The organism is Clostridium sp. C8, from assembly GCF_001010885.1.
GTDB classification, from domain to species: domain Bacteria; phylum Bacillota; class Clostridia; order Clostridiales; family Clostridiaceae; genus Clostridium; species Clostridium sartagoforme.
Genome location: NZ_LBMX01000097.1, coordinates 46,937 through 60,944, shown reverse-complemented (window position 1 = coordinate 60,944; position 14,008 = coordinate 46,937). Strand labels below are relative to the sequence as shown.

Sequence of the window (14,008 nt, the reverse complement as noted above, 5' to 3'; positions counted from 1 at the left end):
ACTACATCATACAAGGGGGAGTAAAGATGTTTCTTGAAAAAACAATAAATAGAAACAGAAAGTTGGTTCAAGCTGCATTTAAGCTCCATAAAGAAGGATTAATAATGCCAGATACTTATTTAATAGACTTGGATACTTTAATAGAAAATGCAAAAAAGATTAAAGAGGAAGCAGATAAATATGGTATAAAGCTTTATTTTATGAGTAAACAAATAGGCAGAAATCCACTTGTTTGCAAGGAATTTATGAAACTTGGCTATGATGGAGCTGTAGTAGTGGATTTTAAAGAAGCTGAAGTTATGATTGACAATAATATAAAAATAGGTCATGTTGGACACTTGGTTCAAATTCCTAAAACTTTAATTGAAAAGGTAATTAAGTCTAGACCAGATTACATTACAGTTTATTCAATTGAAAAAGCAAAAGAACTAAATGAAGTTTGTTCAAAACTTGGACTAAAGCAAAATATAATGCTTAGAGTCTTAGATGAAAATGATAATTTATATTCGGGACAATATGGCGGATTTAAATTAAATGAACTTAAAAGTATAGGAGAAGAATTAACTAAGCTTAAAAGTTTAAACTTATCAGGAGTAACTTCATTTCCATGCTTTTTATTCAATGAAGAAAGTAATGAAATTAAAAGAACAAATAATATAGATACAATTAAGAAGGCTAAAGAAATATTAGAAAAAGAATTTAATATAAAAATAAATCAATTAAATATGCCTTCAGCTACTTGTGTTAATTCTATCGAAAAGATATATAGAGAAGGTGGGACTCATGGAGAACCTGGACATGGATTAACAGGAAGTACACCATATCATAAATTTAATGATGGAGATGAACTTCCTGCAATGGTTTATGTAAGTGAAGTATCACATAACTTACAAGATAAAGCTTATTGTTATGGAGGAGGCCATTATAGAAGATCTCATATGGAAAATGCTTTGGTTGGTCAAGATTTAGAAAATTCAAAGATTATAGAAGTTATTCCACCAACAGATGAGAGTATAGATTACCATTTTGAATTATCAGAAAACTGCAAGGTATCAGATACAGTAGTTATGGCATTTAGAACTCAAATCTTTGTTACAAGAAGTAATGTGGCAATAGTTAAAGGAATAAAGAGTGGTAATCCAGAAATAGTTGGAATTTATGACTCACAAGGAAGAGCAGTTAATTGATAGTTGTAAAAAATGCAAAGCATTTTTCAGTTCACAAGGCACAGTGCACAGTTGTTTTGATTTTATAGGTAACAGGTATAAGGTAACAAGTACTAAATGTAAACTGTGAACTGTGAATTGTGAGCTGTGAACTATATAAAATTGAATAAATAATTAGAGGAAAAGAAATGGATGCTGGGGATGGAAGTAGTATAACCCTGTGCTGAAGTTTCTTTTAATTATAAGCAGAAAAAAATGAAAAATAAAAAAATGAAGGAATTGATGAGATAATTTGGCCAAGACTAACTATAGAAGTAGAAATTTAATTAATTAAATATATAATAATCAACAGTAGCGAAGTATATCAAGGTTATTATGTATAGTTATAAATTAAAATAACTTTGAACTGTAAACTGACAAATAACTGTGCACTGTGAACTGAGAACCGAAAAATAACTGTGAACCGTGAACTAAGAATTGTGAACTGACAAATAACTGTGAATTGTGAACCGTGAACTGTGCACTGAAAAAGAAGGAGGAAGTAATATGGGAAAATTTATTGTAATTGTACTCGATGGTTTTGGAATTGGAGAAATGGATGATGTTAAAGAAACAAGACCTCAGGATATAAATTCAAATACTTGTCTTCATATATTAGAAAGAAGAAAAGATGTAACTTTACCAAATCTTGAAAAGTTAGGTCTTATAAATATATTAGGAACAGAAATAAACGGAATGAAGGAAAATTCTCATGCAACTTTTGGAAAGGCAAAGTTAACTCATTTTGGAGCAGATACTTTTTTTGGACATCAAGAGATAATGGGGACAAAACCAAAGATGCCATTTAGAGAACCTATTAAAAATAAAATAGAAGCTATATATAATGCTATTAAGGAAGCTGGATATAAGGTTAGATATAAGCAAAGTAAAAAAGAAAAGTACTTAGTAGTAGAAGAGGCACTTACTGTTGCAGATAATATAGAATGTGATTTAGGTCAAGCCTTTAATATAACTTCAGCTTTGGATTTAATATCATTTAGTAAGGTGTTAGATATTGGACATATAGTTAGATCAATTGCAACAGTTCCTAGAGTTATAACTTTTGGAGGAAGAGAAATAACTTTAGAAGATATATTAAATGCAGAGGAAGAAAAAGATGGTGGATATATAGGAATTAATGCACCAAAATCAGGAGTTTATAATAAGGGATATGAATGTATTCATCTTGGATATGGAGTTAATCCAAAAACTCAAGTTTCAACAATACTATCAGAAGAAAATGTACCAGTTTACTTATTAGGAAAAGTAGCAGATGTAGTTATAAATGAAGAAGGCACAAGTATTCCTATGGTAGATACTGAAAAGGTGTTGAAAAGAACAATAGAAATATCAAAAGAAGTAGAAGAAGGATTTATATGTTGCAATGTACAAGAAACAGATTTATCAGGTCATGCAGAAAATGTTGATAGATATGCAGAAAAACTTCTTATAGCAGATGAACTTATAGGTGAACTTACTAAAACTTTGAAAAATGATGATATATTATTAGTGATGGCTGACCATGGAAATGATCCAACAATTGGTCATAGCAAGCATACAAGGGAAATGGTTCCCCTTATGATATATGGAAAAAATATAAAAGAAGGAACAGTTGGAGTAAGAGAAACACTTTCAGATGTAGGAGCAACAGTTGCAGATTATTTCAAAGTAAAAGCTCCTGAAAACGGCAGTAGCTTTCTGGAAAAAATTTGGACCTCAGGGGTGTAATTTATGGAAAAGGGAACAAAATTATATAAAGCTAGAATTTTAGCAGAACAAAATTTATATAAGTCTGTTATATCTATAAATAAGACATCAGAAGAAGAAGTAAAAAATAAAGAAAAAGACTTCTTAACATTTGGCGTTAAAAATACTGTGGATATTCCTAAAGGTTTAGTGGATAAATTAAGAAAAAGTTCTAAATATTTATTTTTAACTGTGGATAAGATGTCTCATCTTGGTAGAAGTGTAGACACTGATTTAATTAATCTATTAACTTATAGATGCATGACAGGCTCAAGTAGTGGAACAGCTATTAATATTTTAAAAGGAATTAATGATTTTGGAATAGGAACAGATGGTGGAGGTTCAGTTTTAGCTCCAGCACTTAGTACTAACTTATATTCATTTATAGGATCAGGAGTAGGATTAGTCACAGGAAAGGAAAGTTTATCCACAGATAGTATATCTTTTACAGGAGGTATTGGGATAATTTCTAAAAATTTTCCAACATTAAAAAATGTAGTTTTTGATATTTTGGATAAGGAAATTCAAAATGATAAAATAAGGAATAAAGAATGTAATGAAAATGATTCTGATGTATTAAATAAGAGGAAAAATATAAATGATACTAAATTAAGAATAGCAATTCCTAAGCACAACTCAATTATTTTGCCTGATGATATTGATATGAGAGTTGAGATAGATAAAGTGATTAGTAATCTAAATAAACATAAAGTCTTTGAGGAAAAGCAATTAAAAAATCAATTAGATAGTAAGAATAGCAATGTTCCTGAAGAAAAAGGCATAAAGCTTGAATTTATAGAATACTCATTTGATAACATATATGAAAGGAATATAGCTATAAAAGAAATAAAAAATATATTTGATAAGGATATTGCAGATATTATTTTAACCTATGAAGGACCAATAGATATTTATGGCTATGATGAAACTATCCAAAAAAGCTTTAAGGGAAAGGCTGAAAAGAAAATAACATCTAATGGGGGGAAGGGAATAGTTAAAGCAATAAATATGTGCAAATGTACAGGAATAACTATACCAGGAGATAAGCTTGCAAGTGGATTTGTTATTTGTGCAAAAGAAGGAATACAGGGATTAATTAATGCATTCACTTTAGGACAAGCAATTGATGAATGTATAGAAAAGAATGAGATGTTTAATAGATATTTTATTAATAGAGAAAAGTTTATTGATAATATAGATTTAGATTAATATGGGAAGATTATTAATAATTAGTTATGAAAGATGTAATTTTTATTGCATCTTTTATTTTTTGTTACACATTTTAGTTTTCAATTAATTTGGTGATAATTAAATTATGATAGCATAGAAATTTAAGTTTAAGTTAGCATATAAAATATTAGCATTTAGAACAAAAGTTAAATTGAAAGGAAGACAATTATGATATTTAGCTCATCAATATTTATTTTTATATTTTTACCATTAGTAGTATTTGTTTATTATATATCTTCAAAGAAAATAAGAAATAATATATTGCTTATAGCTAGTTTATTTTTTTATGCTTGGGGAGGATTAAGTTACTTAAAGATATTAATTGTTTCGATTTTGATAAATTATTTATTTGGAATATTAATAGATAAAGCTAAAGATAAGATAAATTTAAAAAGGTGTTTCTTGTTATTGGGAATAATTTTAAATCTATTATTATTATTTTATTATAAGTATTATGATTTTTTTGTAAGCAATGTTAATACCTTATTTAATTCTAGTTTATCAATAAAAAATATAGTGTTACCTATAGGAATTTCATTTTTCACATTTCAAGGAATGTCTTACATAATAGATATTTATAGAAATGATGCAAAGGTTAATAAAAATATTTTTTCAGTTGCACTATATATAGCATTATTCCCTCAATTAGTTGCAGGGCCAATTATAAAATATAAAGATATAAATAATCAAATTAACTTTAGAAAAGAATCAATTGAGTTTTTTAGCTATGGAATAAACAGATTTGTAGTAGGTTTATCAAAAAAGGTTATAATTTCAGATATTTTAGGTGCTATGGCAGACAATATATTTAATCTTTCTACTACAGGTATAGATATGACTACTGCATGGATAGGAGCAATTTGCTACACTTTCCAAATTTACTTTGACTTTTCAGGATATTCTGATATGGCTATAGGTCTTGGATACCTATTTGGATTTCAGTTTCCAGAAAACTTTAATTATCCATATATATCAAAATCTATAACTGAATTTTGGAGAAGATGGCATATATCATTATCAACATGGTTTAGGGAATATCTGTACATACCACTAGGAGGCAATAGAAAAGGAAATGTTTATTTCAATTTATTTATTGTATTTATAGTAACAGGACTTTGGCATGGGTCTTCTTGGAGCTTCATAGTTTGGGGATTATGGCATGGACTTTTTATGATTATTGAAAGATTAATAAGAAATAAAATGTGGTATAAAAAAACACCTTCATTTATAAAGTTATTTAGTACTATGATAATTATCATGGTAGGATGGGTACTTTTTAGAGCAAGTAGTTTAAAGGCAGCATTAGAATATTTAGCAATAATGGTTGGATTAATTAAATTTAATGATATGACATTTACATATCAATATTTTATAAATAACAAATTTATATTTTGGATAATAATGGCTATTATTGGATCAACACCTATAATTAGAAAAGTTTCTCATAGATATAAAAATAATAAGTTATTTCAATTAATAAGTGTGATTATAATATCTATATTATTTATAGTATCAATGATATTTATAATAAATTCTACATATAGTCCATTTATTTACTTCCAATTTTAAGAGAGGCATAAAATATGAAAAATACTAATAATGAAAATAAATTTATTGAAAACAATAAAATAGATAGTGGTTATATAAAAAGCGAATACACAAAAAAAATACATTTATTTAAAATAGTGATATTTTTTACAATAATTTTAGTGCCACTAGTAACTATAAATATTAAAGGTAATCAAATATCAAAGATAGATAATAGAATGTTAACAGAATTTAAAGATATAGTTAATAGTGAAGGTATAGAAAATTACATAGATGATCGTATAGGATTTAGAACTGAAATGGTAAATATATATAACAAGGGGATGGACGTATTATTTAATGAAATGGTTCATCCAAGTTATCAGTATGGAGAAGAGGAATATATCTTTTCTAAAGTATCAGAAAGTGGTTTTGATTCTAGATTTCAAGAAGTGTTTTCAGATTTTATAAAGAAATTTGAAAACTATTGTAATGATAGAGGGATAAAATTTTTATATACTATAGAACCAAGCAAATCCACTGTATATGAAGAGTTTTTACCTAATGGATATAAATATAATAATATGAATTTGGACTATTTTTTAAGTCTTCTTGAAAGTAAAGAGGTTAGCTATCTTAATAATGTAGAAACTTTAAAAGCTGCAAAAGAAAACAATCAAGTTTTTGATAAAAAATATGATGCAGGGCATTGGAATGAAACTGGTGCTGTTATTGGAATATCAGCAATATTAGATAAACTAAATTTATTAGATGATAGGGTTGGGAATTTTGATATAAATAAATTTAATACAGAAGAATATATAAATGCTACATTTCCAGTCTCATATTTTAAAATTGATGAAAAAACTATTCATTATAATTTAATTCAAGATAATTCGGTGTATATAGATGATCTTGAAGGAGAGATAAAAAGAGATTCAAACTATAGAAATTTTACCCATTACAAAAATAATGTAAATACAGAAGCACCAAGAATTCTGATTTTTGCAGGAAGCTACTTTAATAGTAAAGAAAAGTTTATTACAGAAAATTTTTCAGAAATTATGAAAATACATAATTATAGAAATGTTATAGATTATGAGTATTATATTAATATTTTTAATCCTGATATAGTATTGTTTGAATCTACAGAATATACTCACTCAAATTATTATTTCCCTGTAGATAGAATGGAAAATAAGATTAATAATAAAACTATAGAAAGTTACAGTAATTTAATTGAAGATAATCTTATATATATAGAAGAAAATAATTTTAGTAAATCACATAGTAATTTAACTAATTTCTCAATTCCTATAAGTGGAGATGATATATCATATGTATATGCAAATTTTAATGGAAGAATATTAGATTGCAATATAATTGATTTGAATGACGAAAAATATATGGAGTTTTCTATAAAAACATCTGAAATAAAAGAGCTAAATAACCTTAACTTATATATTGTATCTAAAGATGAAGAAAGATATCAAGAAATAAATTGCACACTTATTTAAAATTGGAAAAAGATTGGACCTCAGGGGTGCCAATCTTTTTTTTCATTATTCATTTATGGAAAATATGAATTTATGAAGTTCTTTGGTTGTTCCATCTATATCTATATTAGTATGGTACATATCTGTAAATCCTGCACTTATTATATTTTCATCAGAAGGAAATCTTCCTTGTTCTATATTACTTAACCCCATTCCTAAAGCTTTACTTGAAATTGATATAATTTCAGAGTTTGAAAGGTTAGTTGTAACTAATGGCAATACATCATTTATAAGGCCAGGAATTTCAGTTAAATTAATATCCTTAAATTTAACAAATAAAGAATTTAATACATCTCTTTGACGTTCAGTCCTTTTAAAATCTCTGCCAGCTGTATATCTAATTCTACAATAAGCAGAAGCTTGAGTTCCATTTAAAAGCTGCATACCAGAAGTTGTTATATGGTTAGTAGTTGTTCCATTATTTTTATCTATATTATCAATATATCCATTAATATATTCTAATTCCTCAGGAGTTATCTCTATATCTACACCACCAAGTGCATCTATTATTTTAGGAAGTCTTGCTAAGTCAACTTGCACAAACTTGTCTATTTTCAAATTAAAGTTGTAGTTAATTGCTTTTAGTATAGAACTAGGCCCACCATCTAAAATTGTATAGTTTAAATTCATTTTACCACCTTGAGGTAAGTCTAAGTAAATATCACGCATTAGAGAACAAAGCTTTATATTATTATTTTTTGTATCAATAGATAATATCATTGTTGCATCTGCAGCACTTACTTCATAAAGTTCAGAAAAGTCACTTCCAAATAAAGCAATAGTTATAACATCATTAGCTTCCTTAGGGGCTTCCTTCCCTGTATTAGTAACTTCATTTCTATCAACCTCAACTCTTTCAACTTTGCTAGATAGATAATATGTATAAGATACTATTGAACCTATAATTATTAAAAGGATTACAATTGCAGAAATAAGTCCAATTTTCTTTTTTGACATTTTTTTCATATATTAGCCTCCAATTTTTGAAATATAGATATATTATATCAAAAATAAAGATATATTGGGAATAGAGAAAAAATATACATTTTAAATAAGTGTATTTGATATTAAATGTAAAAAATGATAAAATTACTACGAGTAGTTTTTGAAGAATTATAGTATAAAACCTTATGTGATAGCGTAAAGTTTCATATGAAAAATAGAATTAATTAAAATAAAGGAATATTTTTTAATATTTAGGGGGAGAAGAATGAAAAAATTAATATCTGTCATATTATCGTTACTCTTTTTAGTACCATCAGTAAAACCTCTAGCAGATGACGCAATAGAGAAAAATAATATTTATAATTATATGATAGAAAATGGGACAAGCCTTGGAGTAGATAATCTTAGTGAAACTATAAATAATAATGTACCATTAATGTCAAATGGAGCATCAAAAACAATAAATAATATAGTTGTGCTTATTAGATTCAAAGGTGAAGATGAGTTTATGAATGAAGAAAAATCAAAGCAATTATATGAGTCATATAATTTGTTCAATGATTTAAACAATGATAAAGTTGCAGATGAAGGCTCAATTTCCCTGAATTCATATATAAATGATTTAACTTACGGAGAAGTAAAAGTAAATACTGATATTTATCCTAAAGGAAATAATACATACTTATCAATTGAAGCCCCACAAACAAGAAGTTATTATGAAAAATATATTGCTGGAAGTAAAGAAGAAGAAGCCCTTATAAAGTGGGCATTTGATTCAATAAAAGATAGTATAAGTTTATCAGCAGACGAATTAGATAAAAATGGTGATGGTGAAATTGATGTAGTAACTTTTTTATGTACAGGAGCTACAGTGGGAAACAATATGCTATGGCCACATGAAACTAGATTTTTAGGAGATTCATCAATAAAGGAAAAAAAGTTAGCTACATATAATTTAATTAATGTAGGAACTGATGAAAATAATATTTTTAATAAAAGTTTAATAAAAGTAGCAATACATGAATTTTTACATGCATTTAATTACCCTGATTTATACAGATATTATTATAGAGGAAATCCAGTCGGAGAATGGGATGTAATGGCAAATACAGATGGATATGGCCAGTTACCTTTAGTATATACTAGAAATTTTTATAGTGGATTGAACATGAATATTGAAGAAATCAGTAGTGATGGAACATATACTGTTAAATCATCGCAAAGTTCAAATAAGAATGATATAGTTGCATTTAAAATTAAATCGCCTTTGTCAGAAAAAGAATATTTTATGGTAGAATTCAGAAAGAAGTCTGGAAATTGGGACAGCACTCTGCCTGGTTCAGGACTTATTGTTTATAGAATAAATGAAAATGTTAATGCATATTTAGGAAATAGAAATGGATATCCAGATTATATTTATGTCTTTAGAAATGGTGATATTAATAATACATATGCTTCGGGAAATACAAGGACTGCATTTTTATCACAGGAATCAGGAAGGACAAGCATTGGGAGTAATGATTTAAATAGTGGATTTATTTCAAACAGTTTATTTCTTGATAATGGACAAAATAGTGGAATTGTAATTTCAGAAGTAGGTAGTGCAAAGGGAAATGAAATAAGTTTTAAAGTTACATTTCCAAAAGAAAATAATGAAGTTAAGTTTACAAGTATTATAGGAGTAGATAGATATGATACAGCAGCAAAACTTAGTAGTTCAAACTTTACTTCATCTGATACAGTAGTATTAGTTAATGGACTAGCAATAGCAGATGGGTTAGCTGTTACTCCTTTAGCTACACACTTAAAAGCACCTATATTATTAGTAGAAAGTGATAGCATTCCACTAGAAACAATAAACGAAATAAAAAGACTTGGAGCAAGAAAAGCAATAATAGCAGGAGGAGAAGGCGTAGTATCTAGAAATGTTCAATCAAAGTTAAATCAATTAGGAGTAAATAATGTTGAAAGACTAGGTGGAAGTGATAGATATGAAACATCTCTTACAATTGCAAAATATATAGATAATAATTGTTATGATGTTGAAAATATAGTGATAGCAAATGGATATGCGGAAGCAGATGCAATGTCAATAGCATCTATTTCAGGAAGAAATAAAATGCCAATAATATTAACAGAAATAAATTCTTTAAATTCTAATGGTTATAATTGGTTGAAAGGTGAAGGGTTAAAAAATGCATATATAATTGGAGGCACGGGAGTTATATCAGATAAGCTATTAAATGATATTAATTTGATTACTACTTCAGATATTAAAGGAAATAGGCTAGGAGGAAGTGATAGATATAAGACTAATGCACTAGTAATAGAAAGATTTTTTGGTAATTATATTGAAAAGATATATGCATCAAAGGGATATGAACTTATAGATGCATTAAGCGCAGGGCCTGTGGCTGCATTAAATAGTGGTGCTATAGTTTTATGTGATAATAATCTTGATATAGATCAAAAGAATGTATTAAGTAAAAAGAAACTTAATGAAATTATACAAATTGGTGGAGGAGTACCAAGAGGTTCAGAAGAGGATATGAGAAATATATTAAATTAAAACAAAATACTTTATTTTATTAAATATAATATATACTGTAAGAATATTATCTTATATAGTTAAAGGGGAGATTAGAGAATGAAGAAAATAAACAGGGTGGTAGCTTTATTATTAAGCTTTGTAATGATTAATTTTTTAGCAGTTACTCCTAAGGCTGAAGTAAATGAAGATATGAAGGCTGTATGGATATCAACTGTGTATAATCAAGATTGGCCAAGCGTTGGAGCTAGGAATAATGTGTCACAACAAAAGCAAGAGTTTATTAATATACTTGAAGATGTAAAAAGTTTAGGATTAAATACAGTTATTGTTCAAGTAAGACCAAAGGGAGATTCACTATATAAGTCAAATATAAATCCATGGTCTGAGGTATTAACAGGAACTCAAGGAAAGGATCCAGGATATGATCCTTTGGCTTTTGCAATTGAAGAAGCACATAAAAGAGGAATTAAGGTTCATGCATGGCTTAATCCGTATAGAGTAACAACTAGTGGAACAAATCTTAATTCTTTAGCAGGAAATCATTTTGCTAGAAATAATCCAAGTATGGTATTTGAATATAATAATGCCTTATATTATAATCCAGGATTACCAGAGGTTAGGCAACATATTGTTAATACAGTAGATGAAATTGTAAGAAATTATAATGTTGATGGTATTCAATTTGATGATTATTTTTACCCAGGAAATGATATAAATGACGCTGATGCTTATGCACGATATGGAAATGGTTTAAATATAGGAGATTTTAGAAGAAAAAGTGTTAATCAATTAGTTGAAGCAGTTAACAATAAAATAAACAGCATTGATTCGAGCATTGATTTTGGAATAAGCCCAAGAGGTATTTGGAAAAATAAATCTAGCGATTCTACAGGGTCTGATACTAGAGGAGCACAAAGCTATTATGATATTTATGCTGATACAAGAACTTGGATAAGAAATGAATGGATAGATTATGTTGCACCTCAAATTTATTGGAAAATAGGATATGAAGTTGCTGATTATACAAAGTTAGTAGATTGGTGGTCAAATGAAGTAAACGGAACAAGTGTTAATCTATATATTGGACATAATGTTTATACTGCCGATGTTGCATCGGAGGTGGACAAGCAAATAAATTTAAATACACAATACCCTAATGTAAAGGGAAGTATATTCTTTAGATATAGTTTTATAAGAGATAATTTTCAAGGTATAAGACAAAAAATTCAAAATTCATTAACAGTTCCTGTTATATCATTAGCTGGAAGTGATAGATATGGAACAGCTGTAAAATTAAGTCAAAGTCAATTCGATAAGGCTAATACAGTAGTAATAGTAAATGGATTAGCTATATCAGATGGATTATCAGCAACACCTTTAGCTACATATATAAATTCACCAATATTACTTACTAGAAGTAATTTAATACCGGATGTGACTAAAGGAGAAATTACAAGATTAAATGCTAAAAGAGCAATAATAATAGGTGGAAATACAGTAGTAGATACAAATGTCGAATCAAGTTTAAGAAATCTCGGGATTTCAACAATAGAGAGATTAGGTGGAAGTGATAGATATTCAACTTCATTACAAATAGCTAAATATATAGATTCAAACTTTTATGATGTTGAAAAAATAGTTGTAAGCAATGGTATAGGAGAAGCAGATGCAATGTCTATAGCAGCAGTAGCTGGAAGAGATAGGATGCCAATAATACTATCAGAGGTTAATAAATTAAGTGACGATGTTTATAGTTGGCTAAAAAATGAAAGTTTAAATAGTGCATATATAATTGGAGGAAAAACTGTTTTAAGTGATAATGTTCTAAATTTAGTTAATGGATTGACCTCATCAGATATATCTAAAAATAGATTAGGTGGAGCAAATAGATACGATACAAATGCAATAGTAATAGAAAAATTTTATGGTCCAAATCTTAATAAGGTATATGCATCAAAGGGATTAGAATTAGTAGATGCACTAGCTTCAGGACCAATAGCAGCATTAAATAATGGAATGGTTGTTTTATGTGATGTGGATTTAACTATTAATCAAAAAAATATATTTAGTTCAAAAACTGCAAATTCAATTGTAGAAGTTGGTGGAGGAATTTCAAGAATAGCAATAAACTCCTTAAAATCTGCATTGAAGTAGAATAAAATAGAAATACCTATGATACTAACAATATTAGCATTATAGGTATTTTTTATTTAATTAATTTAATAAATTATAATATTTAACTACATAAATAGAAAAGAAAAATATCATAAAATTCGACAGGAGATTATTAGATGAATATTGTAGAAATTAATAGCAAGTAAATATTAATAGAATATTTATATATTAATAAAATTTTAATTTGATTTTTAAAATAATAAAAAATAAAACTATAAAAAGTATTAAATATCAATAAATTACAATAAATTACAAGGGTTTGTTTTGATAAATATATATGATATAATAATTTGTGCTATAAATAGTAATATTATTTGTAATATTAGATATGAATATGTAGAAAGAATATTTAAATATTAATGATAATGATTTAGAAATGTATTGTTTTAATAATTAGGGGGATAGGTATGGATAATATTAATACTAGTAATCAGCAAATTGAAATAACATATAAGGTGACCAATAAGGTTGGTTATAATGTAGTTAAAAGATTGGTAGATATAGTTTTATCATTAATTTCCATTGTTTTATTAAGTCCAATATTTATAATTGTTGCAATAGTTATAAGATTTGATTCAAAAGGGAAAATAGTTTTTGGACAAAATAGAATTGGTAAGGATATGAAAGAATTTAAAATTTATAAGTTTAGAACAATGTATGAAAATTCAGAAGAAATTTTTAAAAATTTCACAGAGGAACAAAAAAAGGAGTATTATATAAATTTTAAATTAGATAATGATCCAAGAATAACAAAAGTTGGTGGTTTCTTGAGAAAGACAAGCTTGGATGAGCTGCCACAACTAATAAATATATTAAAAGGTGATATGAGTATAGTTGGCCCAAGACCAATAGTTGAAAAGGAAATTGAAAAATATGGATCATATGCTGAAGCTGTATTTTCTATATTACCTGGATTAACAGGATATTGGCAGGCAAATGGTAGAAGTGATACAACTTATGATGAAAGAGTTAAAATGGATATGTATTATATAAGAAATAAATCTGTACTAATGGATATAAAGATTATATTTAAAACTTTTGTATCTGTAATAAAAAAAGAGGGTGCAATATAG

General features: G+C 27.2%; 9 protein-coding genes. 8 read left to right on the top strand and 1 reads right to left on the bottom strand.

The window, feature by feature from the left end; genetic code table 11:
* The first annotated feature begins 26 nt into the window (after positions 1–26).
* From AAT22_RS15790 to AAT22_RS15770, 5 genes are all read left to right on the top strand, one after another.
* The gene (locus AAT22_RS15790; protein ID WP_047001937.1) at positions 27–1,187 is read left to right on the top strand and encodes a YhfX family PLP-dependent enzyme; all 1,161 of its coding nucleotides are present in this window, start codon (positions 27–29) and stop codon (positions 1,185–1,187) included.
* 525 nt (positions 1,188–1,712) lie between these two features.
* Complete coding sequence (locus tag AAT22_RS15785) at positions 1,713–2,933, top strand: phosphopentomutase (protein ID WP_047001936.1); 1,221 nt, start codon at positions 1,713–1,715, stop codon at positions 2,931–2,933.
* A 3-nt stretch (positions 2,934–2,936) separates the two neighbouring features.
* A complete protein-coding gene (locus tag AAT22_RS15780) occupies positions 2,937–4,160 on the top strand; it encodes an amidase family protein (RefSeq protein WP_047001935.1) in 1,224 nt (407 codons plus the stop codon).
* A 189-nt stretch (positions 4,161–4,349) separates the two neighbouring features.
* A complete protein-coding gene (locus AAT22_RS15775) occupies positions 4,350–5,750 on the top strand; it encodes an MBOAT family O-acyltransferase (protein ID WP_047001934.1) in 1,401 nt (466 codons plus the stop codon).
* Positions 5,751–5,764: 14 nt separating this feature from the next.
* Positions 5,765–7,225, top strand: a complete 1,461-nt coding sequence (locus AAT22_RS15770) for an alginate O-acetyltransferase (protein WP_156174344.1) — start codon at positions 5,765–5,767, stop codon at positions 7,223–7,225.
* A gap of 45 nt (positions 7,226–7,270) precedes the next feature.
* Here AAT22_RS15770 and AAT22_RS15765 read toward each other — a convergent pair whose 3' ends face one another.
* Positions 7,271–8,230: an LCP family protein gene (locus AAT22_RS15765; protein ID WP_047001933.1), complete on the bottom strand. Its 960-nt coding sequence runs from the start codon at positions 8,228–8,230 to the stop codon at positions 7,271–7,273.
* A gap of 244 nt (positions 8,231–8,474) precedes the next feature.
* Here AAT22_RS15765 and AAT22_RS15760 point away from each other — a divergent pair, with 244 nt between their 5' ends.
* From AAT22_RS15760 to AAT22_RS15750, 3 genes are all read left to right on the top strand, one after another.
* Positions 8,475–10,778, top strand: coding sequence for a cell wall-binding repeat-containing protein (locus AAT22_RS15760; protein WP_047001932.1), 2,304 nt, complete (start codon positions 8,475–8,477; stop codon positions 10,776–10,778).
* A gap of 78 nt (positions 10,779–10,856) precedes the next feature.
* On the top strand, positions 10,857–12,914 hold the full coding sequence (locus AAT22_RS15755; protein WP_047001931.1) for a family 10 glycosylhydrolase: 2,058 nt from the start codon (positions 10,857–10,859) through the stop codon (positions 12,912–12,914).
* 428 nt (positions 12,915–13,342) lie between these two features.
* Positions 13,343–14,008: a sugar transferase gene (locus tag AAT22_RS15750; protein WP_047001930.1), complete on the top strand. Its 666-nt coding sequence runs from the start codon at positions 13,343–13,345 to the stop codon at positions 14,006–14,008.